At 71.2% G+C, this 23,724-nt stretch carries 20 protein-coding genes; 9 read left to right on the top strand and 11 right to left on the bottom strand.

Translation table 11 applies throughout. The features are described 5' to 3' along the window. The first annotated feature begins 172 nt into the window (after positions 1–172). From AC1DE0_RS03050 to AC1DE0_RS03040, 3 genes are all read left to right on the top strand, one after another. Positions 173–4,123 (top strand): multifunctional oxoglutarate decarboxylase/oxoglutarate dehydrogenase thiamine pyrophosphate-binding subunit/dihydrolipoyllysine-residue succinyltransferase subunit, encoded by a 3,951-nt coding sequence (locus tag AC1DE0_RS03050; RefSeq protein WP_478096980.1) that lies wholly within the window; start codon positions 173–175, stop codon positions 4,121–4,123. 166 nt (positions 4,124–4,289) lie between these two features. Next, positions 4,290–4,466 carry a DUF6104 family protein gene (locus AC1DE0_RS03045; RefSeq protein WP_478096978.1) on the top strand — a complete coding sequence of 59 codons (177 nt, stop codon included), beginning with the start codon at positions 4,290–4,292 and terminating at the stop codon, positions 4,464–4,466. Between the two features lie 3 nt (positions 4,467–4,469). Beyond that, positions 4,470–5,342, top strand: coding sequence for a GDSL-type esterase/lipase family protein (locus AC1DE0_RS03040; RefSeq protein ID WP_478096976.1), 873 nt, complete (start codon positions 4,470–4,472; stop codon positions 5,340–5,342). Here AC1DE0_RS03040 and AC1DE0_RS03035 read toward each other — a convergent pair. After that, the gene (locus AC1DE0_RS03035) at positions 5,335–5,757 is read right to left on the bottom strand and encodes a hypothetical protein (protein WP_478096974.1); all 423 of its coding nucleotides are present in this window, start codon (positions 5,755–5,757) and stop codon (positions 5,335–5,337) included. The genes AC1DE0_RS03040 and AC1DE0_RS03035 overlap by 8 nt on opposite strands. A 353-nt stretch (positions 5,758–6,110) precedes the next feature. On the opposite strand from AC1DE0_RS03035, the gene AC1DE0_RS03030 reads away from it, so the two are divergent. Then, on the top strand, positions 6,111–6,359 hold the full coding sequence (locus AC1DE0_RS03030; RefSeq protein ID WP_045188353.1) for a WhiB family transcriptional regulator: 249 nt from the start codon (positions 6,111–6,113) through the stop codon (positions 6,357–6,359). Between the two features lie 86 nt (positions 6,360–6,445). On the opposite strand, the gene AC1DE0_RS03025 is transcribed toward AC1DE0_RS03030, so the two are convergent. Together AC1DE0_RS03025 and AC1DE0_RS03020 are read right to left on the bottom strand one after the other, a co-directional pair. Then, the gene (locus AC1DE0_RS03025; RefSeq protein WP_478096971.1) at positions 6,446–7,933 is read right to left on the bottom strand and encodes a sensor histidine kinase; all 1,488 of its coding nucleotides are present in this window, start codon (positions 7,931–7,933) and stop codon (positions 6,446–6,448) included. A 96-nt stretch (positions 7,934–8,029) separates the two neighbouring features. Next, positions 8,030–13,189: an NAD-glutamate dehydrogenase gene (locus AC1DE0_RS03020; protein ID WP_478096969.1), complete on the bottom strand. Its 5,160-nt coding sequence runs from the start codon at positions 13,187–13,189 to the stop codon at positions 8,030–8,032. Between the two features lie 190 nt (positions 13,190–13,379). Between AC1DE0_RS03020 and AC1DE0_RS03015 the strand changes: the two genes are divergently transcribed. From AC1DE0_RS03015 to AC1DE0_RS03005, 3 genes are all read left to right on the top strand, one after another. Further along, complete coding sequence (locus AC1DE0_RS03015) at positions 13,380–13,658, top strand: hypothetical protein (protein WP_478096967.1); 279 nt, start codon at positions 13,380–13,382, stop codon at positions 13,656–13,658. Next, positions 13,655–14,146 carry a hypothetical protein gene (locus AC1DE0_RS03010; RefSeq protein ID WP_478096965.1) on the top strand — a complete coding sequence of 164 codons (492 nt, stop codon included), beginning with the start codon at positions 13,655–13,657 and terminating at the stop codon, positions 14,144–14,146. Before AC1DE0_RS03015 ends, AC1DE0_RS03010 begins: the two co-directional genes overlap by 4 nt. Positions 14,147–14,213: 67 nt before the next feature. Then, the gene (locus tag AC1DE0_RS03005) at positions 14,214–14,711 is read left to right on the top strand and encodes a DUF2505 domain-containing protein (protein WP_478096963.1); all 498 of its coding nucleotides are present in this window, start codon (positions 14,214–14,216) and stop codon (positions 14,709–14,711) included. 133 nt (positions 14,712–14,844) lie between these two features. Here AC1DE0_RS03005 and pruA read toward each other — a convergent pair whose 3' ends face one another. From pruA to AC1DE0_RS02965, 8 genes are all read right to left on the bottom strand, one after another. Continuing rightward, positions 14,845–16,473, bottom strand: coding sequence for an L-glutamate gamma-semialdehyde dehydrogenase (pruA, locus tag AC1DE0_RS03000; RefSeq protein ID WP_478096961.1), 1,629 nt, complete (start codon positions 16,471–16,473; stop codon positions 14,845–14,847). A gap of 107 nt (positions 16,474–16,580) precedes the next feature. Then, positions 16,581–16,982, bottom strand: coding sequence for a DUF4870 domain-containing protein (locus AC1DE0_RS02995; protein WP_478096959.1), 402 nt, complete (start codon positions 16,980–16,982; stop codon positions 16,581–16,583). Between the two features lie 95 nt (positions 16,983–17,077). After that, a complete protein-coding gene (locus tag AC1DE0_RS02990; RefSeq protein ID WP_478096957.1) occupies positions 17,078–17,791 on the bottom strand; it encodes an SGNH/GDSL hydrolase family protein in 714 nt (237 codons plus the stop codon). Between the two features lie 59 nt (positions 17,792–17,850). Further along, positions 17,851–18,834, bottom strand: a complete 984-nt coding sequence (locus AC1DE0_RS02985) for an alpha/beta hydrolase (RefSeq protein ID WP_478096955.1) — start codon at positions 18,832–18,834, stop codon at positions 17,851–17,853. 52 nt (positions 18,835–18,886) lie between these two features. Then, positions 18,887–19,495: a TetR/AcrR family transcriptional regulator gene (locus tag AC1DE0_RS02980; RefSeq protein ID WP_478096953.1), complete on the bottom strand. Its 609-nt coding sequence runs from the start codon at positions 19,493–19,495 to the stop codon at positions 18,887–18,889. 51 nt (positions 19,496–19,546) lie between these two features. After that, the gene (locus AC1DE0_RS02975; protein ID WP_478096951.1) at positions 19,547–20,059 is read right to left on the bottom strand and encodes an NUDIX hydrolase; all 513 of its coding nucleotides are present in this window, start codon (positions 20,057–20,059) and stop codon (positions 19,547–19,549) included. Between the two features lie 9 nt (positions 20,060–20,068). Then, positions 20,069–20,509, bottom strand: a complete 441-nt coding sequence (locus tag AC1DE0_RS02970; RefSeq protein WP_478096948.1) for a DUF6912 family protein — start codon at positions 20,507–20,509, stop codon at positions 20,069–20,071. Then, positions 20,509–21,930 carry a WS/DGAT/MGAT family O-acyltransferase gene (locus AC1DE0_RS02965; protein ID WP_478096946.1) on the bottom strand — a complete coding sequence of 474 codons (1,422 nt, stop codon included), beginning with the start codon at positions 21,928–21,930 and terminating at the stop codon, positions 20,509–20,511. Before AC1DE0_RS02965 ends, AC1DE0_RS02970 begins: the two co-directional genes overlap by 1 nt. Before the next feature lie 40 nt (positions 21,931–21,970). Between AC1DE0_RS02965 and AC1DE0_RS02960 the strand changes: the two genes are divergently transcribed. Continuing rightward, entirely contained in the window at positions 21,971–22,357 is a 387-nt protein-coding gene (locus AC1DE0_RS02960) for a cupredoxin domain-containing protein (protein ID WP_478096944.1), read from the top strand. A gap of 28 nt (positions 22,358–22,385) precedes the next feature. Beyond that, positions 22,386–23,720, top strand: a complete 1,335-nt coding sequence (locus tag AC1DE0_RS02955) for a hypothetical protein (RefSeq protein ID WP_478096942.1) — start codon at positions 22,386–22,388, stop codon at positions 23,718–23,720. Positions 23,721–23,724 lie beyond the last annotated feature (4 nt).

Raw genomic sequence — 23,724 nt, 5'->3', positions numbered from 1 at the left:
CGAGCGCCGCGCCGGGTGTGCGGCGACGCCTCCAGTGTCAACGTGAGATTGCCCTCCCCGACGCCCAGGCTCGACATCCGAGCCCCCGTCGGGTATCAGGGCGTTCAGGGCTAGGCTTGACCCCTGTATACGCAACGTCGCTCCCAAGCCAAACGAAAGAGGCGCATTCGCCGTGTCCGATCAGTCCACGTCCGGTGACCCGATTGCAGCATTCGGGCCGAACGAATGGCTCGTCGACGAGCTCTACCAGCAGTTCCTGACCGACAAGTCGTCGGTCGACAAGGCCTGGTGGGGGTTCTTCGAGGACTACCGGCCGGGTGAGGCCGACACGAGCCCGACCACCGCCGCGGCACCGAGCCGCACGGCGACCGCGACGAAGCCCGAGCCCACGAGCGCCCCCGCGCCAGCAGCCCCGGCGGCCCCCGCGGCCCCCGCGGCCCCGGCAGCACCCTCGACGAACGGGTCGACGAACGGCAGCCCCGCCAAGGCGCCGGCGACCACCGAGGCCAAGGCCGCCGTCCAGCCCAAGGCCGCCGCTCAGCCCCCGGCCACCGCCGCGCCGAAGGCGGCCGCGGCCGCCCCTGCCGCCCGCACCGAGGTCAAGAGCGAGCCGAAGTCCGACCCCAAGAGCGAGCCCAAGGGCGAGCCGACCGCCGAGGCGCCGAAGCCGCGCGACATCCCGGCCGTCAAGGGCACCGGCCCGGTCAACGAGGACGTCGTGACGCCCCTGCGCGGCGCGCCCTCACGGGTCGTGTCCAACATGGAGGTCTCGCTGTCGGTGCCGACGGCGACGAGCGTGCGCGCCGTCCCGGCCAAGCTGCTCATCGACAACCGCGTCGTCATCAACAACCATTTGGCCCGCTCCCGCGGCGGCAAGGTCAGCTTCACCCACATCATCGGCTACGCCATGGTCAAGGCCCTGGCGATCATGCCCGAGATGAACAACGGCTTCACCGAGGTGAACGGCAAGCCCGCGCTCGTGCAGCCCGCGCACGTCAACTTCGGCCTGGCCATCGACCTGCAGAAGCCCGACGGCAGCCGCACCCTCGTGGTCCCGTCGGTCAAGTCGGCCGAGGAGATGGACTTCGTCCACTTCTGGACGGCCTACGAGGACATCGTGCGCAAGGCCCGCGCCAACAAGCTGACCGTCGAGGACTTCCAGGGCACGACGATCTCGCTGACCAACCCCGGCGGCATCGGCACCGTCCACTCGGTGCCGCGCCTCATGGCCGGGCAGGGCGCGATCATCGGCGTCGGCGCCCTCGACTACCCCGCCGAGTGGCAGGGTGCGAGCACCGAGACGCTCAACCGCAACGCCGTGAGCAAGATCCTGACGCTCACCTCGACCTACGACCACCGCATCATCCAGGGCGCCCAGAGCGGCGACTACCTGCGGATCATGCACGACCTGCTCCTCGGCAAGAACAACTTCTACGACGAGATCTTCGAGTCGCTGCGCCTGCCCTACGAGCCGGTGCGCTGGATCCAGGACATCGACAGCTCGCACGACGACGACATCAACAAGGTCGCCCGCGTCCAGGAGCTGATCCACGCCTACCGGGTGCGCGGTCACCTGATGGCCGACACCGACCCGCTCGAGTACAAGCAGCGCCGGCACCACGACCTCGACATCACCACGCACGGGCTGACGCTCTGGGACCTCGACCGCACGTTCGCCACCGGCGGCTTCGGCGGCTACCCATTCCTCAAGCTGCGCAAGATCCTCGGCATCCTGCGCGACTCGTACTGCCGCACCGTCGGCATCGAGTACATGCACATCCAGGACCCCGAGCAGCGCAAGTGGATCCAGGACAAGGTCGAGCGGCCCTACGAGAAGGCCAACCGCGACGAGCAGATGCGCATCATGCGCCGCCTCAACGCCGCCGAGGCCTTCGAGACGTTCCTGCAGACCAAGTTCGTCGGGCAGAAGCGCTTCTCGCTCGAGGGCGGCGAGTCGGTCATCGCCCTGCTCGACCGCGTCCTGTGCCGCGCCGCCAGCGAGAACCTCGACGAGGTGTGCATCGGCATGCCGCACCGCGGACGTCTCAACGTGCTCGCCAACATCGCGGGCAAGTCCTACGGCCAGATCTTCCGTGAGTTCGAGGGCACCCAGGACCCGAAGTCCGTCCAGGGCTCCGGCGACGTGAAGTACCACCTCGGCACCGAGGGCGAGTTCGTCTCCGAGGACGGCAGCAAGACGAAGGTCTACCTCGCCGCCAACCCCTCGCACCTCGAGGCGGTCAACCCGGTGCTCGAGGGCATCGTCCGGGCCAAGCAGGACCGCCTCAACCTCGCCGGCGAGTCGTTCACCGTGCTGCCCGTGCTGCTGCACGGTGACGCGGCGTTCGCCGGCCAGGGTGTCGTGGCCGAGACGCTCAACCTCTCGCAGCTGCGCGGCTACCGCACCGGCGGCACGATCCACGTCGTGATCAACAACCAGGTCGGCTTCACCACCTCGCCGAGCAGCTCGCGCTCGTCGGTCTACTCGACAGACGTGGCACGGATGATCCAGGCGCCGATCTTCCACGTGAACGGCGACGACCCCGAGGCGTGCGTGCGCGTGGCCGAGCTCGCCTACGAGTTCCGCCAGGAGTTCAACAAGGACGTCGTCGTCGACATGGTGTGCTACCGCCGCCGTGGTCACAACGAGGGCGACGACCCGTCGATGACGCAGCCGCTGATGTACAACCTCATCGAGGCCAAGCGTTCGGTGCGCAAGCTCTACACCGAGTCGCTCATCGGCCGCGGTGACATCAGCGTCGAGGACGCCGAGGCTGCGCTGCGCGACTACCAGCAGCAGCTCGAGCGCGTCTTCGTCGAGACCCGTGAGGCCAAGAAGGCCCAGGCGGCCGGCCCGGCCGCGAGCGACCACCGTGACTCCGACGCCCCCGACAACGCGGGCCTCGAGCGCCCGACGGCCCAGGTGCTCGACGACGAGGCCCCGGTCCGGTCGGCCACCGAGACCGGCGTCCCGGCCAGCGAGATCGTCCACATCGGCGAGACGTTCGCCAACCCGCCGCAGGGCTTCACGATCCACCCGAAGCTCAAGCAGCTGATGGACAAGCGCGCCCAGATGGTGCACGACGGCGGCATCGACTGGCCGATGGCCGAGCTGCTCGCCTTCGGCACGCTGCTCAAGGAGGGCACGCCGATCCGGCTCGCCGGCCAGGACAGCCGCCGAGGCACCTTCGTGCAGCGCCACGCGGTGCTCATCGACAAGGACACCGCGGAGGAGTGGACGCCGCTGCTCTACCTCGGCGAGGGGCAGGCCCGGTTCTGGGTCTACGACTCGCTGCTGTCCGAGTACGCCGCGATGGGCTTCGAGTACGGCTACTCCGTCGAGCGGCCCGATGCCCTCGTGCTGTGGGAGGCGCAGTTCGGCGACTTCGGCAACGGCGCGCAGACCATCGTCGACGAGTTCATCTCCAGCTCCGAGCAGAAGTGGGGCCAGCGCAGCTCGGTCGTGCTGCTGCTCCCGCACGGCTACGAGGGCCAGGGTCCCGACCACAGCTCGGCACGCATCGAGCGCTACCTGCAGCTCTGCGCCGAGAACAACATGACGGTGGCCTACCCGTCGACGGCCGCGAGCTACTTCCACCTGCTGCGCCGCCAGGCGTACGCCCGGCCCCGCACGCCGCTCGTCGTCTTCACGCCGAAGTCGATGCTCCGCAGCAAGGCGGCGGCCAGCGCGGTCGAGGCGTTCACCCAGGGCGGCTTCCAGCCGGTCCTGGCCGACCACGAGGGTGTCACCAAGGACGTCACCCGCGTCCTTCTCGCGAGCGGCAAGATCGTGCACGAGCTCGACGCCGAGCGTGAGAAGCGCGGCGACACCTCGACCGCGATCGTGCGCGTCGAGCAGCTCTACCCGATCCCCGAGCAGGAGATCGTCGACGCCGTCGCGAAGTACCCCGGCGCCGAGCTGGTCTGGGTCCAGGACGAGCCGCGCAACCAGGGTGCCTGGCCGCTCATGGCCCAGTGGCTGCACGAGGACCTCTGCGGCATGGGCGAGACCCGTCCGTGGCGCGTCGTCGCGCGCAAGGCCGCGGCGTCGCCGGCCACCGGCTCGTCGAAGAAGCATGCGCTCGAGCAGGCCGAGCTCATGGAGCGCGCGTTCGGTCGCTGACCGACGTCGCCCGAGCAGGCGACCTGACGGTGAGGGGCCCCGCCACCACGGCGGGGTCCCTCCGTCGTTCCCGGTCCACGCACCGCCCCGGTGGCCGCGCCACCCGTGGGCCCGCTCACCGGCCCGCCTCCGCCGGGGCACCGGCCACTCGCGATAACCTCCCAACGTGTACTTCACCGACAGGGGCATCGAGGAGCTGACGGCCCGTCGCGGCGAGGAGGAGGTCACCATCGAGTGGCTGGCCGAGCAGCTGCGCGCGTTCGTCGACCTCAACCCCGAGTTCGAAGTGCCCATCGAGCGACTCGCGACATGGCTCGCGCGGCTGGACGACGACGAGGACTGAGCAGTGAGAGACCGCAACACCGGGCCGCAGGCCACCCAGTCTCCCGAGGCCCCGCGGGAGCCCTACGGTGTGGGCCCCGCCTACCCCTCGTCCCACACCCGGTTCACCGACGACGCGCCGGGCAGGCATGCCGCCGCGCCCGCCACCGACGACACCGTGCGGTCCGAGCACCACGAGGTCACGTCCGCCTCCTCGACTCCGGCGCCTGCGTCACAGCCGGCCGCACCGCTCGTCGCCGACGACCCGTACTACACGCCGAGCGCCGAGTTCACCGTCGCCGAGGGGCTGCGCGACGTCGGCATGGTCTTCGTCGGCGCGTCGATGACGGCCGGCTACGGCGACCCCAAGGGCCTGGGCTGGGTCGGTCGTGTCGTGGCGCGCACCCAGCACCCGGAGCTCGACCTCACGGCATACAACCTCGGTGTCCGCGGCAACACCTCCGGCGACGTCGTGGCCCGCTGGGGCTCCGAGTGCCACCCGCGCTGGAAGGGCCGCAGCGAGCGGCGGCTCGTGCTGTCCGTGGGCACCAACGACGTGCTGTCCGGCATGACGATGGCCCGCTCCAGGCTCAACCTGGCCAACGTGCTCGACGAGGCCACCAACGCCGGCATCGGGGTGTTCGTGGTGGGGCTGACCCCGACCCTCGACGACGACCTCAACCGCCGCATCGAGTCCCTCGCGGAGGCCCAGGCCGACGTCTGCTCACGCCGCGGCATCACCTACGTCGACTGCTACCGGCCGCTCGCCACGCACGACCAGTGGATGGCCGACCTCGCGGCGAGCCCCGACCGGTCACACCCGGGCCAGGCCGGATACGGCCTCATCGCGTGGCTCGTGCTCCACAACGGCTGGAACGACTGGCTCTCGATCAGCTGACGACGTCCGAATCGTCCTCCGCGCCGTCCCCGTCGCGGCGGGCGGGGCTCGAGAGCGCGGCCACGATGCTCGCGACGGCGACGGCTGCGACGGCCACCGCGATGCCGTCGCGGTCTGACTCGTGCAGCGACCACGCGACGGGCAGCAGCAGGACGTTCCAGAGCACGGTGGGGGTCCGCGCCCACGGCGAGGCCCGGCCCCAGGCGCGGGCGAGGGCCAGCAGGGCCAGCCCGAAGACGAGGATGAGGGCACCGAACGTGGCCGCCCGGGTCAGGTCGTCTGTGGCGCCCGTCACCATCTCGTAGACGTAGAACCCCGCAAAGCCGAGCACGACCAGCGCCTCGACCAGGGTGAGCACGGCTGCGGCACGGTGGGATCGGCCCACCTGACGACTCGGCGTCATCGATTCGGTCACGGTGGCAGCCTAACGACAGGGGCCCGGCAGCCCGCCTCGGCTCCTCCCGGAGTCCGCTCGGGCCGCCCGAGGTCTGGAACTGGGAGCCGACTGCCGATAGACTCAATCCTTGGTGTGATCTGCGCCCACGGCGTTGAACACGGACACGGTTGCCGGTCACACTGGTTCATGGTCCACGACGCGTACGGAACAACTTCGTGCGCGTTTCCGTTGGTCAGGGGGTCATCCCCGATGACCACCCCCCGACACCATGACCAGGCTCCGACAACGACGCTGGCGCCCGAGGACATGCACCGCGACCGACAACCCGGGCGCAAGGTGCCGAACACGACACATGAAGGAGCACGATCCACATGGATTGGCGCGACCGCGCTGCCTGCTTGGATGCCGACCCCGAGCTGTTCTTCCCCATCGGGAACACCGGGCCAGCCATCCTGCAGATCGAGGAGGCGAAGGCCGTGTGCCGGACCTGTCCGGTCATCGACACGTGCCTCAAGTGGGCCCTTGAGTCCGGCCAGGACGCCGGCGTCTGGGGAGGCCTCTCCGAGGACGAGCGCCGCGCCCTGAAGCGTCGCAACGCACGGGCCCGCCGCGCTGGCTGAGCCCGCACGACCCCTCGTGCGCAAGCCCGGTGGCCGTCACGGTCGCCGGGCTTTTGGCTGCCCTGCGGGCACCACCTGACGCGGGCTCAGCTGATCGGGCGCAGGCTCGCCGTGAACCGAGCCCGCGTGCCGCGCGGTGTCACGGGCTCCCACGTGATGCGGCCCTGCAGGTCGCCGACGAGCGACTGCACGATCTGGGTGCCGAGCCCGGAGCCCGGACGCCGTTCGGGGTCGATGCCCTTGCCGTCGTCCTCGACCGACACCACGAGCATCGGCTGGCCCCGCTCGTCGGCGTGCCGCTCGATCGTGATGAGCACCTGTCCCCCGGCGTCGCCCAGACCGTGCTCGATGGAGTTCTGCACCAGCTCGCTCATGATCATGGCCAGTGACGTGGCGTCCTCGGCCCGCAGGCGACCGAACGACCCCTGCGTCACCGTGTGCACCGGAGCGCCGTTGGCCGAGACCTCGACGACGGCGTTGAGGCCGCGCTGCGCGATGCCGTCGAAGTCGACGGTCTCGTCGAAACCCTGGCTCAGCTGGTCATGGACCATGGCGATCGTGCCGACCCGCCGCTCCGCCTCGGCCAGGGCGGCCTTCGCCTCGCCGTCGGGAAGGCGCCGCGCCTGCAGGCGAAGCAGGGCGGCGACCGACTGCAGGTTGTTCTTCACCCGGTGGTGGATCTCGCGGATCGTCGCGTCCTTGGTCATCAGCTCGCGTTCGCGCCGGCGCAGCTCGCCGACGTCACGCATCAGCACGATCGCGCCGAAGCGCTGGCCCGCCTCGGTCAGCGGGATGGCCCGCATCGACACGGTGGTGCCCCCGGCCACGACCTCGGTGCGCCACGGCTGACGGCCCGTGACCACGAGCGGCAGCCCCTCGTCGACCGGGTAGGACTCGCGCACGTTGTCGGTGACGATCTGCGCCAGGCTCGCGCCCACGACCTCGCCGAGGTGCCCGAGCCGGTGCAGCGCCGAGACGGCGTTGGGGCTGGCGTAGGTGACGACGCCGTCGACGTCGAGACGGATGACCCCGTCGCCGACGCGTGGGGCACCACGTCGCAGGCCGGTCGGTGCGCCGCTGTGCGGGAACTCGCCTCCGGTCACCATGCGGCACAGGGCATCGGCCGTGGCCAGGTAGGTCAGCTCGAGGCGGCTGGGCGTGCGGGTGGTCCAGAGGTTCGTGTGGCGCGTCATCACGCCAACGACGTGCCCACCGCGGACGACGGGGATGTACTCCTCGCGCACGGACTGGTCGGGACCGGGGTCGTGCGGCACGACCACCTGGCGCACGCGCAGGATCCGCTGCTCGGCGGCCGCCTCGTCGAGCAGGTCGCGGGTGCGCCCCGGGTCGGCCACCCGACCCACCTGGTCCTCGACGAAGACGAGCTGGCCCGTGGTGGGTCGCACGTGCGCGACCGCCTCCCAGCGGTCACTCACCGAGCGGACCCAGAGCACGAGGTCGGCGAAGGAGAGATCGGCGACGAGTTGCCAGTCCCCCACGAGCAGCTGCAGCCACTCGACGTCGTGGTCGGGCAGGTCGGTCCGCCCGCGCAGGAGCTCGCTCAGGGTTGCCACGCCCCGAGCCTAGTGAGCCGGCCCTTCCCCCCGTCGAACGGGCGGCAAGGTCGGGAGCGGGGCAGGCGGCCGACCACGGGTCGGGCGGGGTGTGCGTCAGGAGCGGGCCGCGGCGACCACCTTCTTCGCCGCAGCCTTCTTGGTCGAGGAGGCCGCCTTCTTCGCAGCGGTCTTCGACGCCGGGGTCGCCGCTGCCTTCTTCGTGGCGGTGCTCTTCTTCGCCTGGGGCTTCTTCGCCTCGGCCTTCTTCGCGGGGGCCTTCTTCGCCTGAGCCTTCTTCGCCGGGGCCTTCTTGGCCGCCCCGTTGCTCGCGGGGCTCTTCTTCTCGGCGCGCGGCCGCGACGCGCTGACCTGCACCGGTGCAGGCTGGCCCGACGCGGCCGGCCTGGTCACCGTGCGAAGCGTGCGCAGGGCGACCGAGAGCGCGGCGATGCCGGCGTGGCTCATCCGCTCGATGCCACCGAGGGCAGCGCGCGCCCGCCCGAGAGCGTCGGCGTTGAGCTCGGACCACTCCGCGAGCCGGGCCTGGGCGTCACTGCGGGGGTTGCTCACCTCGAGCACCGAACGGGTCAGGCTCTCCAGCACCGCGTAGAGGTCGTCGCGCAGGGCCCCGCGGGCCATGGCGTCCCACCGGTCGTCGCGCGGGAGCATGGTGACCCGGGTCAGCATGGCGTCGATCGAGAACGTCTCGGACGTGAGGAAGTAGCACTGCACGACGTCCTCGAGCTTCTCGCCGGTGTCCTCGGCGATCTCGATGCAGTCGAGCAGGGAGTACGCGTCGAGCAGGCAGGCGGCCGAGAGCGCGAGCTCCTCCGGCACGCCCTTGCCCTCGAGCTCGCGGGCCCGGCGCTGCAGGCGGGTGCGCTCGCTGCCCTGGAGCAGCTCGCCGATGCGGCCGCTGAAGGCCCGGATGCCGGGGCGGAACCGGGCCACCTCCGCCGCGATGTCGAGCTCAGCGGGCCGCGACGAGAGGAACCAGCGCACGGAGCGGTCGACGAGCCGCCGGAACTCGAGGTAGAGCGCTGTCTGCGCAGCGGTGCTCACGACGTTGTCGGTGGCCTCGACACGGCGCACGAAGCCCGCCAGGTCGAAGATCTCGCGACAGACGACGTACGCGCGCGCCACCTGCTCGGGGGAGGCGCCGGTCTCCTCGCCCGCCCGGTAGGCGAACGTGATGCCACCACGGTTGACCATCGAGTTCGCGACGGCGTTCGTGATGATCTCGCGGCGCAGAGGGTGCTCGGCGATCTGCTCGGCGTACTTGGCGCGCAACGGCTTCGGGAAGTACTCGGCCAGCGTCGCCTCGAACCAGGGGTCGTCGGGCAGCGACGTCGCGATGAGCTGGTTCTTGAGGTAGAGCTTCGCGTAGGCGACGAGCACCGAGAACTCCGGCGAGGCGAGGCCCAGGCCGTCCTTCTGCCGGCGCGCGATCTCGGCGTCGCTCGGCAGGAACTCGAGGGAGCGGTCGAGGTCGCCCTTCTCCTCGAGGAACTGGATGAGTCGCTCGTGGACGCCGAGCATCGCGTGCTGCTGCGCCCGGGCGTTGCCGAGCAGCACGTTCTGCTCGTAGTTGTCGCGCAGCACGTGCTCGGCGACCTCGTCGGTCATCGAGGCCAGCAGCGTGTTGCGGCGCTTCATCGTCAGCTCGCCCGAGCGCGTCAGCTCGGTGAGCAGGATCTTGATGTTGACCTCGTGGTCGGAGGTGTCGACGCCGGCGCTGTTGTCGATGGCGTCGGTGTTGACGCGCACGCCGGCGAGCGCCGCCTCGATGCGGCCGAGCTGGCTCGCGCCGAGGTTGCCGCCCTCGCCGACGACCTTGCACCGAAGGTCGGCGCCGTTGACGCGGATCGCGTCGTTCGCGCGGTCGCCGATCTCGGAGTTGGTCTCGGCGGTCGCCTTCACGTAGGTGCCGATGCCGCCGTTCCACAGCAGGTCGACCGGGGCCAGCAGGATCGCCTTCATGAGGTCGGCCGGCGTCATCGACTTGGTGTTGGACCGCAGCCCGAGGGCGGCGACCATCTGCGGCGACACCGGGACCGACTTGGCCGAGCGGGGGAAGACCCCGCCGCCCTTGCTGATCAGCTTCTCGTCGTAGTCGGCCCACGACGAGCCCGGGAGGTCGAACATGCGGCGACGCTCGGCGTACGAGGTGGCGGCATCGGGGTCGGGGTCGACGAAGATGTGCCGGTGGTCGAAGGCCGCGACGAGGCGGATGTGCTCTGACAGCAGCATGCCGTTGCCGAAGACGTCGCCGCTCATGTCGCCGACGCCGACGACCGTGAACTCCTGGGACTGGGTGTCGAGTCCGAGCTCGCGGAAGTGTCGCTTGACCGACTCCCACGCGCCGCGGGCGGTGATGCCCATGCCCTTGTGGTCGTAGCCGGCCGAGCCGCCTGACGCGAACGCGTCGTCGAGCCAGTAGCCGTAGTCGGAGGAGAGCCCGTTGGCGATGTCGGAGAACTTCGCGGTGCCCTTGTCGGCGGCGACCACGAGGTAGGTGTCGTCCTCGTCGTGCCGGACGACGCGCTCGGGGGCGACCGCCCTGCCCGAGACGAGGTTGTCGGTGACGTCGAGCAGGCCCGAGATGAACAGCTTGTAGGAGGCGATGCCCTCGTCCATCCAGGCCGCGCGGTCGACGGTGGGGTCGGGCAGCTGCTTGGCGTAGAAGCCGCCCTTGCTGCCGGTCGGCACGATGACGGCGTTCTTCACCATCTGCGCCTTCACCAGCCCGAGGACCTCGGTGCGGAAGTCCTCGCGACGGTCGGACCAGCGCAGGCCGCCGCGGGCGACCTTGCCGAAGCGCAGGTGCACGCCCTCGACGCGGGGGCTGTAGACCCAGATCTCGAACATCGGTCGCGGCGCCGGCAGGTCGGGCACCTTCTTGGGGTTGAGCTTGAGCGACACGTAGGGCTTGTCGTGGCCGTGCTCGTCGGGCTGGTAGAAGTTCGTGCGCAGGCTCGCCTGGATCACGCCGAGCAGGGCCCGGACGATGCGGTCGTGGTCGAGGCTCGCGACGTCGTCGAGCGCCTCGCGCACCGCGGCCACGACGTGCCTCTCGCGGGCCGCGCGCTTGTCGTGGCCGGCCTCGGTGGCGGGGAAGGCGTCGGGGTGGAAGCGCGCCTCGAACAGCTCGACGAGACTGCGGGCGATGCCGGTGTTGGCCACGAGCGCCGACTCGACGTAGTCCTGCGAGAAGGTCGAGCCGGTCTGGCGGAGGTACTTCGCGACGGTGCGCAGGATGACGACCTGGCGCCAGGTCAGACCGGCCGCGAGCACGAGGGCGTTGAAGCCGTCGGACTCGGCGCGGCCGTCCCAGACGGCCCGGAAGGCCTCCTCGAACCGCACGCGGACGTCGTCGGCCAGGGCGGCGTCGCCGGCGCCCCACGTGCGGGCGTCGGCGCAGAGCCCGAAGTCGAAGATGTGCAGGGTGCGCCTGTCGGAACCGGGGATCTCGTACGGGCGCTCGTCGGTGACCTCGACCCCGAGGTGGGTGAAGAGGGGCAGCACCTGCGTCAGCGACAGGTCGGCGCGCCGGTAGAGCTTGAAGCGGCGCTCGCGCGGGTCGTCGGACGCCGGGTCGTCGTAGAGGTGCAACCCGGTGGTGCGGTCGCCGTCGCCGAGGGCGTCGATGCGGTCGAGGTCGGCGACCGCGGTCGCGACGTCGAAGTCCTCCTTGTACGCCTCGGGCAGCGCCTTGGCATAGGCCGCCATCGTGCGGGCGGCGCCGTCGAGCCCGCGCGCTTGGCCGAGAGCCTCGGAGAGGTCCTCGTCCCAGGTGCGGGTGGCGTCGATGACGCGCCGCTCCAGGGCCGCCTCGTCGATGTCGGGGATGTCGGCGCCGGCCGGCATACGCACGACGAAGTGCAGGCGCGCCAGGGTGGACTCGCTGACCCGGGTGGTGTTGTCGATGTTCTCGCCGTCGAAGGCCTCGAGCAGGAGCGACTCGATGCGAAGCCGGACCGTCGTGTTGTAGCGGTCACGCGGGAGGTAGACGAGGCACGACACGAAGCGGCCGAACTCGTCGCGCCGCAGGAAGAGCTTGGTCTTGCGGCGCTCCTGCAGGTGCAGGACGCTCGTCGCGATGTCGGCGAGCTGCGCCGGGCTGGTCTGGAACAGCTCGTCGCGCGGGTAGGTCTCGAGGATCTGGAGGATGTCCTTGCCCGAGTGGCTGTCAGCGCTGAGGCCCGTGAGGCGCAACACCTCCTGCGCGCGGACGTCGATCAGCGGGATGTCGTGGATCGTGTCGTTGTAGGCCGCCGACGCGTAGAGGCCGAGGAAGCGCTGCTCGCCGACACACTCGCCACGGGCGTCGAACTTCTTGATCGAGATGTAGTCGAGGTAGACGTCGCGGTGCACGGTGGCGCGCGAGTTGGCCTTGGTGATGATGAGGATGCTGGAGTCGCGCGCGGCCCGGCTGGCTGCGGGCGTCAACACGAGTCCCTGTGCGGCAGAGGGACGGTCGTAGCGGAGAAGACCGAGCCCGGTGCCGGGGACCTGGCGGGAGACGTCGTGGCCGTCCTCGTGCGAGAGGGAGTACTCGCGATAGCCGAGGAAGGTGAAGTTGTTGTGGGCGAGCCACTCGAGGAAGCGGCTCGCCTCGCGCGCGTGGTGGGGGTCAGTGCCGGGAGGCGTGGCCGAGCGCAGCTCGCTCGCGATGGTCAGGGCGTGCGCGCGCATCTTCGGCCAGTCCTCGACGGAGTCGCGGACGTTGTCGAGGACGTGGCGCAGCCGGGCCTCGACGTCGGGCAGCGCGTCGGCCGGGAGGCGGTCGATCTCGAGGTGCATCCACGACTCGCGGACGAGCCCGAGGGAGGAGGACTCCAGCGTGGTGGACCCGTCGGTGACGACCGACCTGAGCTCACCCGTGATGGTGCGCGACACGGTCATCTGGGGGTGCACGATGAGGTGCACGCCGCGGTCGAAACCGCCGAGGGCGGCCACGACGGAGTCGACGAGGAAGGGCATGTCGTCGACGACGACCTGCACGACCGTGTGGCCCGTCGACCAGCCCTCGTCGTCGGAGCTGGGGTTGAAGGCGCGCACGTTGAAGGTGCCCACCGGTCGGTCCTGCGCGAAGGCGCGGTGCTCGGAGGCGATCGTCGCGAGCTCGCGCGCGGGACGCGCCAGCAGGTCCTCCGTGGCCACGAGGCGGTAGTACGCGAGGAGGAACTCCTCGAACTCGGCGTGGGCGGTCCCACCGGACCTGCTCCGACCCCGTCGGCCGGGAGGCGCCACAGCCGCGGCAGCGGCCTTCATGACGTCGATTCGAGACTGTTCGAGTGACGCAGACATGCGGTTGTCGGATTCCTCACCGTGCGGCCGTGACGCGGCACGTCGCTGTGCCGCGCATCTCACGATGTGAGCCTATCCCCGTCGGGGGCCGGCCCGAACCACCCCCGGTGGAGAACTCGCGGGCTCCTCGGGGACCAGTCCCTAGAGTGGTGCCATGAGCGAGGGGAACCGCGGGCCGGGTGTCGCGGACCCGCCGACGCTGCGCGCCCTCACGACCTCCCGCGCCGCGGCGAGGTCGATGTCCGACGAGCTGCTCACCCACCTGCCCGACCTCGGCGACCTCCCCACCCAACGAGCGCTCGACGCGTGGGTCGAGCAGGCCGCCGACACGCTCCGAGCCCTGTCGGAGGCACTGGAGGAACGCCTGCTGGACCTCGGTTCCGTTGCGGCCCAAGACTCCTCGGACCGAGCACGGCACGGAGGCCACGGGTGAGCCCCTCACCCGGAGACCCCGGGTCGGCGTCTGCGCTGGGGGGCGCCCTGCGCACCCAGGCCGGCCGTCTCGCCGACCTCGTCGTCGAGCTCGACTCCGCCGCCACCCGGGTGGGTCGCACCGGTGCGGCCGACCCGACCGCGCGCGAGCGCGACCTCGTCACGCGGGCCGCCACCGAGCTCGACCGGGTCGGTGGGCTGCTCCAGTCGTGGACGACCACCGCGGTCGAGTCCGCTGCGGGGGTCCGGTCGCTCGAGCCCGCCCTCGCGCACAGCGACCTCGTCGTCGACGGGCAGCTCGTCGTCGAGCGCAGCGGCCCGAGCCGGGTGGAGCCGGCCCGGCGCCTCGCCGAGCGCGAGCGCCTCCAGGAGCTGCTCAACCGCGTCACGGCCGTCCGCTCACGCGAGCTGGCCCGGCTGCGTCGCGAGCTCGAGGTCTCGCAGGCGTCGCTCGCGGCGCTCTCCGACCGGGCGAGGTCCGGCAGCTGAGGGCCTCCCCGCCGCTCCCGTGAGCCGTGGCCGGGAGTGCGCGGCCCCGTGCAATAGCGTGTGCGCCATGAGGATCACCGAGACGATCACGTATGCCGCACCGCCCGAGACCGTCTACGCGATGGTGACCGACCAGGCCTTCCAGGAGCGCAAGTGCGTCGAGGCCGGAGCCCAGCGGCACGAGGCGGCCGTGAGCCCGGCGGGCGACGGCGCGCGCGTCGTCACCAAGCGCGACCTGCCCGCCGACGACCTCCCCGACTTCGCGAAGTCCATCGTCGGTCCGACCCTCTCCGTGACCGAGACCTACGAGTGGGCGGCCGCTGCCGGTGACGGCGCGCGCGCCGGCACCCTCACGGTCGAGGTCGCGGGGGCCCCCGTCGCGATGCGCTCGAAGATCCGCCTCGCGCCCACCGGGGGCGGCAGCCAGATCACCATCGACGGCGACCTCAAGGCGTCGATCCCGCTCTTCGGCGGCAAGGTCGAGAAGGCCGCCGCACCGGCCGTCATCGAGGCCATCCGCAGCGAGCAGCGCACGGGCACCGCCTGGCTCTCCGAGCGCGGCTGACCCGAGACCCCACCACGCGGCCCCACCCCGCCCACCACCCGACCGGGCCCACCACGACCGGGCCCGCCCCCGATGGGGACGGGCCCGACGGCATACCTGCTCGGACGCTCGTGACGTCGGCGGGCGGACCCGCTCAGCCCATGTGCGGGTAGGTGTGGTTGGTCGGCGGGACGAAGGTCTCCTTGATCGAGCGGACGCTGGTCCAGCGCAGCAGGTTCTGCGCGGCACCGGCCTTGTCGTTGGTGCCCGAGGCGCGGCCGCCACCGAACGGCTGCTGGCCGACGACGGCGCCGGTCGGCTTGTCGTTGACGTAGAAGTTGCCGGCGGCGAAGCGCAGGCGCTGCGTCGCGTCGGCGATGACACGGCGGTCCTGGGCGATGATCGAGCCAGTCAGTCCGTAGGGCGCGAACCGCTCCATCTGGTCGAGCACGGTGTCGTACTGCCCGTCGGGGAAGACGTGCACCGACAGGATCGGCCCGAAGTACTCGGTGCGGAACGACTCGTCGGCGGAGTCCTTGATCTCGAGGACGGTGGGACGCACGAAGTAGCCGACCGAGTCGTCGTAGGTGCCGCCGGCCACGACGTCGATGCCCTTGGTCGCGTGGGCGCGGTCGATGGCGTCCTTGTGCTTGGCGAACGCGCGGTCGTCGATGACGGCGCCCATGAAGTTCGACAGGTCGGTGACGTCGCCCTGGCTCAGGCCGTTCGTGATGTCGACGAGGTCGCCCTTGATCTGCTTCCACACCGATGCCGGCACGTAGGCGCGCGAGGCGGCCGAGCACTTCTGGCCCTGGAACTCGAAGGCGCCGCGGATCATCGCGGTGCGCAGCACGGCCGGGTCGGCGCTCGGGTGGGCGAGGATGAAGTCCTTGCCGCCGGTCTCGCCGACGAGGCGCGGGTAGGTGCGGTAGCGCTCGAGGTTGGTGCCCACCTCGTGCCACAGGTGCTTGAAGGTGGGCGTCGAGCCGGTGAAGTGGATGCCGGCGAGGTCCTCGTCGGCGAGAGCGGCCTTGCTGACGTTGATGCCGTCGCCCGTCACCAGGTTGATGACGCCCGGCGGCATGCCCGCCTCCTCGAGCAGCTCCATCGTCAGCTGCGCGGCCAGCTGCTGGGTGGGGCTCGGCTTCCAGACGACGGTGTTGCCCATGAGGGCCGGAGCGGTCGGCAGGTTGCCGGCGATCGCGGTGAAGTTGAACGGCGTGATCGCGTAGACGAAGCCCTCGAGCGAGCGGTAGTCGGAGCGGTTCCAGATGCCCTTGGCGTTGAGCGGCGGCTGCTGCTCGAGGATCTGCCGGGCGAAGTGGACGTTGATGCGCCAGAAGTCGATGAGCTCGCACGCGGCGTCGATCTCGGCCTGGTAGGCCGTCTTGCTCTGGCCGAGCATCGTCGCGGCGTTGAGGCGGGCACGCCACGGGCCCGAGAGCAGCTCGGCGGCCTTGAGCAGGATGGCGGCGCGGTCGTCGAACGACAGCTCGCGCCACATCGGGGCGGCGGCCTTGGCGGCATCGACCGCCGCCTGGCCCTCCTTGACCGTGGCGTTGCGCATCGTGCCGAGCACCTTGCGGTGTGCGTGCGGCTGGCGCACGGCGATCTTGCGGCCGGTCCCGGTGACGCGCTCCCCGTTGATCGTGTGGGGCAGGTCGCGCGGCGCTGACCCCAGCTCGGCGAGGGCGACCTCCAGCGCAGCTCGCTCGGGCGAGCCCGGGGCGTAGTCGAGCACCGGCTCGTTGGCCGGTGCGGGCACGTGGGTCACGGCGTCCATCAAGTTCTCCTGCGGGTTGGCGCGGTCGTCGCCCGGGCACGGGCGGTGGGGTGATCCCGCCTCGTGGGCGGAGCCACCCCATCGTTCCATGCTTGCGGGACGGCCCGTCAGCGCAGGATCGTGATCCCCCACGGGTAGTGGAAGACCTCACCGCGGTTCGCGGCCATCGCCGCGCGGATGTGGAACCACAGCGCGGCGACGACGGCGACGACCCAGACGATGATCGCGATGGGGATGAGGATCACGGTGAAGAACATGATCCAGCCGGCGATGATCGCCGCCCAGACCGCCAGGTTGAAGTTGAAGGAGCCCGCGGCGGCCTGCCGGACGAAAGCGCTGCGGTCCTTGTAGATGGCCCAGATGAGGAGCGGGCCGACGAAGCTGAGCCAGCCGACGGAGATGATGGCGGCGACGATGGCGGCGAGGTGCCCGAGGATCGCCCACGTGCGCTCGTCGCTGGTGGGCGTCGTCAGGTCCCGGCCGGATGGGTTGGGGATCGGTTGTGTCATGGGTCCATCGTGCCTGCGATGCGGCGTCGCGCGCTGCTGGGGACGGCCCTGATCCGACCCTGACCCGGCCCTGAGCGCGCCCTCATGGCGACCCCTCAGGCGCTGGCCCCCACCCCGTCCTCGACGACGAGCGAGCAGACGGCGCTGGCCGGGTCGTCGATGCCCAGTGTCGCGAGCAGGGTGAGCGTCATCTCGTGGTGCCCCCGCGCCCCCGGGTGGAAGGAGTCGTCGAGCCAGCCGGCCGGAGCGACGTCGTCGCCGACCGCCGTGGCCGCCTCGTGCCACGCGGAAGCGTGGTCGACCACGAGCACCCCGAGGTCGCGGGCGACCTCGCGCACGGCCTCCGCGTAGAGGGCGATGAGACGAGGGCTGCGGTCACCGTCCTGCAGCACGGGAGGCGGCGTCTGGAGCACGACGGTGGCGCCGACGTCGCGCGAGCGCTGCACGATCTGGTCGATGCGGAAGCGGAAGCCTCGCACGCCGTCCTCACCCGAGACGATGTCGTTGGTGCCGAACATGACGAAGACCACGTCGGGCGCGAAACGTCCTGCCCGCCAGTGGAACTCAGGCAGGAGGTCCTCAGCGGTGGCACCGGACACCCCGCTGTTGACGACGGTGTCGCCGCGCCGACCGAGCTCACCGCGTACGCGCTCGGCGAAGTGCTCGACGTAGGCGCGGTGCCCGTGCGTGTGCGTCACCCCCTGGGTGATGCTGTCGCCCAGGAAGACCCAGGTCACGGGCGGCCCGGAGAGGATCTCGCGAATTCGGTCGGCATCGCGGCGGGCGTACTCGTCGGCGGTGAAGTCCATTCGCGCAACGTAACAAGCGAGCCCGCCATCGCGACTCCCCCGGACCAGCACGTGGACGGTCAGGCGGCACCCGCGACCGTGTTGCCGGTCTCGGTGGTGAGCCCGCGAGGGAACGGGGTGGGCCTCTCGTCGCCGTGCAGCGAGGGCTCGACGGGCAGCCGGTCGACGAAGCGGGCCACCGCTCCCCCGACTGCGGCGTCGGCCAGGATGCGACGGTGGCCGAGTCCCGAGGTCGAGAGCAGCTCGGCGCCCGGCCACGACCGCACGAGGCGGGTCGACGGCTCGTGCGGCGTCTCCCGGTCGAGCAGGTCGTGGACGACGAGCAGCTCGGGGCGGTCCTGCCGGCCCAGGCTGTTCGCGATCCTCACGAGGTCGAGGTCGTCGACGGCGTAGCCGGTACGCCGTCGCGTGCGCTCCCCGAGCCGGCGCGCGGCGTGCGGCCCGAGCCCGAGCTCACGCCGGATCCTGTCGAGCAGGTCGGGTATGCCGCTCGGCGGAGCGACGAGCACGAGGCGCTCGGACGCCAGCCAGCCGTCGCGGATCGCCAGCAGGGCGGCGAGGGCGCCCATGGAGTGCGCGACCACGGCCCGGGCCGGACCGAAGCGAGCGGCAACGGCGTCGAGGGCCCTGCCGAGCTCGACGGCGTCGCTCGACCGGCGACCGTGGATCCCGGCATCGGACCTGCCGTGACTCGGGCCGTCGAACGCGACGACCTGCAGACCGCGGTCGAGCAAGGGGGCCACCAGCGGCACCATCTGCTCGAGGCTGCCGCCCCAGCCGTGCACGAGGTAGACGACCGGACCGGAGCCCCAGGACCATCCCCGGACCACGCGCCCCCGCAGCTCGACCTCGAAGGGTGCGCCGAGCAGCTCGCGCACCGTCTGCAGGGAGGTGTCGGCGGCGGGCGTCGAGGCCGGCAGCCGGAACCACACGGCCTCCGCGGCTCGCGCGGCGACGGCGGGCAGCGCCCTACTGACACCGCCGTAGCCGGCCCTGACGATAGACCGAACGATCGTGCTTTTGTCCGACGATGAAGCAGTCATGACGATGACCTGCCTTCTGGGTGGTGGGTGCGTGGGCCGCGGGTGCGGTCGATCAGACGTGGAGGGCGGCGCCGGCCGGCCGGGAGCTGTCGAGGAGGCGCTCGAACGCGCGCCGGGCCCGCGTCTCGGCCGAGGCGTCGCGCATGAGGCGACGGGCATGGTGGTGGGCGAGCACGATCCCCTCGAGCTCATAGGCGAACTGCTCGGGGTCGACGTCGTCGCGGAAGTGCCCCTCGCGCACGGCCGTGCCCACGATCAGGGTCACCGACTCGAGCTTGTCGCGTTCGGCCCGCACGAGCTCGTCTCGCACGGCACCGTCCTGGTCATCGAACTCGCTTGCGGCATCGACGAACACACAGCCACCTCCGAAGGCCGTGGACTGCCACGTGATCCATCGGTCGAAGAACTCGCGCAGCCGTGGTTCGCCGCGAGGCGTGGCCAGGGTCGGCCGCATCACGACGTCGACGAACTTCTCGCGCGCGTGCTGGAGCACCTCGACCTGCAGCGACTCCTTCGACGTGAAGTGGGCATAGAGCCCGCTCTTGCTCAGCTTCGTCGCCGCGGCGAGGGTGCCGATGGTGAGACCACCCAGGCCCACGAGCGAGGCGAGCTCAGTCGCCTCGTCGAGGACGGCGGCCTTGGTGCTCTCTCCCTTGCCCATGCACCAATAAAAGCACGATCGTTCGGTCCCGACAAGACCTCGAGCATCGCATCATGGCGCCGACAGCCAGCCCCGCAGGATCGAGGACCAGACCGCGACGCTGTCGGGCACGAGGCTGTCGGGCTCGTCGTCGATGCGCCCGACGAGCTCGGCGAGTGAGACCCACTCCCCCCACGAGACCTCCTCGGCCTGCCACCGGATGGGTCCGTGCCACGTCGTGACGTAGCGGAAGGCCCGGTAGCGGGATTTGGCATCGGCGTAGTCCACGGCCCCGAGGTCGACAAGTGGCACTCCTGCCACCCCGAGCTCCTCCTCCACCTCGCGGACCGCGCCCGCCGCGGGCTCCTCGCCAGCGAGCACGACCCCACCGGCCGCGAAGTCCAGCAGGCCGGGGTAGACGTCCTTCGTCACCGTGCGCCGGTGCAGGTAGACGCGCCCGAGCGCGTCGCGGACGACCACTGACGAGGCCGCGTGGCGAAGGTTGCGCGCCCGCATCAGCGATCGCGGCGCCGACCCGCTCACGCGACCCGAATCGTCGTAGAGGGCGACCTCCTCGTCGGCCACGTCGACCGCTCAGCCGAAGAAGGCGCGTACGTCGTCGAGCTCGGTGACGTCGTACCAGAGCAGCTCGTCTGCCTCCTCGTCGACACCGCCCGTCACCTCGTCGTCGACGTGGAACGACGCGACCCGCGACAGCTGCACCGGGGCGGTCAGCACCACCCTGGACACGGGCTCGCCGTCACGCGGGGCCACCGCGCCGGGGTCGACGTCGGCGGAGGCGACCACCCGCCGGTCCCGAGCCGATGACCGCAGCGCGGCGGCTGCCTCGACGGCGTCGCTGAAGGCGGCGTACTCGAGGTCCTCGACGTCGAGACCGGGCGCCGCGTGCTCGAGACCCGACGTGACGGCATACGCGACGCGGGGACTGCCCGGGCCGGCAGCCAACGAGCCGTCGGTCGACAGCTCCTCGAGGCCCTTGCGCCCCAGCGGCAGGTAGACACGGACGACGGGCATCAGCCTTCCCTCCCACTCGTGAGCTCGGCGAGCGACTCGACGATCGACTGCCCGAGCACGTCGACGTCGGGCATCGCGTCACGGTCTGCGTTCAGCCCGAAGTAGACCCCGCCGTTGTACGAGGTGATGCCGATCGACAGCGCCTGACCCTTCGCCAGAGGCGTCACCGGGTAGGTCGAGAGCATCTCGGCGTCGCCGGCATACAGCGGCTCCTGCGGACCGGGGACGTTGGTGATCATGACGTTGTAGAGGCGGCGCGACATCGCCGAGCCGAGTCGGGCACCGAGCGCGTGCAGGGTGGGCGGCGCGAAACCGGCGAGGTTGGCCAGCGACGTGGCCCCGACCGCCTGGCCGCCCTCCATCTGCTGGCGCATCGCGAACGCGATCTGGTGCAGGCGCATCGACGCGCCCGGCTCACCGACGGGCAGGTTCACGACGCACGCCATCACCTGGTTGGCGTACATGCCGGCCGGGTCGTCGCCGTAGATGCTGACCGGCACCATCGCGCGCACCACCGTGTGGGGGCTGACCGGCTCTCCGCGCCCGAGGAGCCACGCGCGGAAGCCGCCCGCGATCGTCGCGAGCACGACGTCGTTGATCGTCACGTCCTCCGCGTAGGCCCCGCGGGCGAGGCGCTTGCGCACCAGGCGGTAGTCGTCGAGGTCGGTGGCGACCATCACCCAGCGCCGCGCCGACCCGATCTCCGCGTTGAGCGGCGAGTACGGAGCAGGGCGGGCAGCGGTGCGCGCCACGGTCGAGAGCACCTGGCCGGCGGACTCGACGGCACGCAGGCCGACGTTGAGGGCGTCGTTGAGGCCGCCGCGCACGAGGTCGACCACCTGCGTGGGCCGCCGCACCGCGTCGACGACCGCCCCGGTGACGAGCTCGACAGAGGACGGGCCCCGCTCGGGCTCCCACGGCGGCGGGTCGTCGTCGAGGTCCTCCCCCTTGACGGCGTCGACGATGACGTGGGCGATGTCGAGGGCGTTGACGCCGTCGATGAGGGCGTGGTGCGTCTTCGTGACGATGGCGAACCGGCCGTCGTGCAGACCCTCGACGAGGTAGACCTCCCAGAGCGGCCGGGTGCGGTCGAGCTTGCGCGGCTGGACCCGGGCGACGAAGTCCTGCAGCTGCCGGTCGCTGCCCGGCCGCGGAAGCCCGGCTCGGCGCACGTGGTATCCCATGTCGAAGGCCTCGTCGTCGACCCACACCGGGTTGGCGATGCGCCCCGGCACGTCGCGGACCTTCTGCCGGAAGCGCGGGATCGCGCCGATTCGGCTCTCGATGATGCGCACGAGCTGGTCGTGGTCGAACCCGTCACGCGGGGGCTCGAAGACCATGACCGACCCGACGTGCATCGACGTGGTGGACTCCTCGAGGTAGAGGAACGACGCGTCGAGCGAGGTCAGGCGGTCAGACATGGTCACACTCTGCCAGAACGCCTTACGTAGGATCGTGGCCATGCCAGCGTTTCGTGCCCTCCCGTATGCCGTCTGCGTCCTCGCCCTCGCGGGCGTCGCCGCGTGCTCGTCGAGCAGCCCGTCCGACGGCTCCGGCGCACCGACCGGTGTGAGCGCGACCGGTTCGGTCAAGCGGCTCGAGGTGACGATCAAGGGCACCACCGTCACGCCGGCCCCGGCCCAGGTCGAGCTGCCCGTCGGGTCGAGGCTCGAGCTCGTCGTGACCTCCGACCACGACGACGAGCTGCACGCCCACGGCTTCGAGGTCGAGACCGAGATCAAGGCCGGGGTCCCGGCCACCCTGCGGCTCACCGCCAAGGAGCCCGGCTCCTACGCCGTCGAGACGCACGAGCCGGCCCTGACGCTGCTCACGGTCGCTGTCCGCTGACTTCGCGTTGGCTGCCACGCTGACCGCCATGGCTCCCTCCCTCTCCCTCCTCTCGCCGGCGCACGGCGTGGGCAGCCGCGGCGACCTTCCGCTCCCGTTCACCGCGCTCGTCGTCGCCGCGGTCGCCGCCCTGCTCATCTCGTTCGTCGCGATCAGCACCCTGTGGCGGGAGCCCCGCCTGCGGGCGAGCGACGGCATCCTCCTGCCACCCTCCGTCGCCGCGGTGCTCGACTCCCGGTGGCTGCGGGTCGCCGCGCGGGTGCTCGCCGCCCTCATCACGCTCTGGACGCTCGTGGCGCTCGCGTTCGGGCCGGACTCGGCGCGTAACCCCGTGCCCCAGGTGGTCTACGTGTGGCTGTGGGTCGGTCTCGCGTTCGCCTCGATGCTCCTGGGCCCGGTCTGGCGGGTCATCAACCCGATCCGGGCCCTGCACGCGGGCCTGCTCCGGCTCGCCCGGGTCTCGCCCGACCTCGCTGCGCTGCCCTACCGCTGGGGCCTGTGGCCGGCGGCCGTCGGGCTGGGCACCTTCACCTGGGTCGAGCTCGTCGCCGAGGGCAACACGTCGCTCGGCTTCCTCCGCGTGCTGGTCGGCGCCTTCTTCGCCCTGTCGCTGCTGGGCGCGGCCGTCTTCGGTCGCGCGTGGTTCGAGAAGGGCGACCCGTTCGAGGCCTGGTCACGGCTGCTCGGCCTGCTGTCCCCGCTCGGACGCCGTGACGACGGCCGGTGGGTGCTGCGCACCCCTCTGCACGGTGTGAACGGGCTTCGCGGCCAGCGAGGGCTCGTGCCCACGGTGGCCGTGATGCTCGGCGGGACGGCATACGACGGCTTCTCGGCCAACCTGTCGTGGGCCACGTTCGTGCAGACCTCCTCGCTGCCGTCCTCGCTCCTCAAGACGACGACACTGCTGGGGTTCTTCGCCCTCGTCGCCGTGACCCTCTGGCTCGCATCGGCGGTATCCGTACGGCTGGCCGGCGAGCCGCTGCGGCGCTCGTTCGCCTTCGCCAGCGACATCGCACCCTCGCTGATCCCCATCGCCGGGGGCTACCTCGTCGCCCACTACTGGTCGCTGTGGGTCTACCAGGGGCAGTACGCCTGGGTGCTGCTCACCGACCCCCTCGGCACGGGCGCCGACCTGCTCGGCACGGAAGGCCTCACGCCGAACGACGCGCTGATCCAGCCCACCCTGGTCGCCACGATCCAGGCGGTGAGCATCGTCGTCGGCCACCTGCTCGGCGTCCTCGCCGCCCACGAGCGGGCGATCACCGTGCTCGAGCGGCGGGCCGCCGTGATCGGGCAGGTGCCGCTCATGGTGGTGATGATCATCTACACGCTGGGCGGGCTCACGATCCTCTTCGCCCCCTGAGGAG

It is taken from the genome of Terrabacter sp. 05T424 (assembly GCF_056396225.1).
Note: the sequence above shows the minus strand (reverse complement) of the source record. Positions and strands in the feature narration are given on the sequence as shown.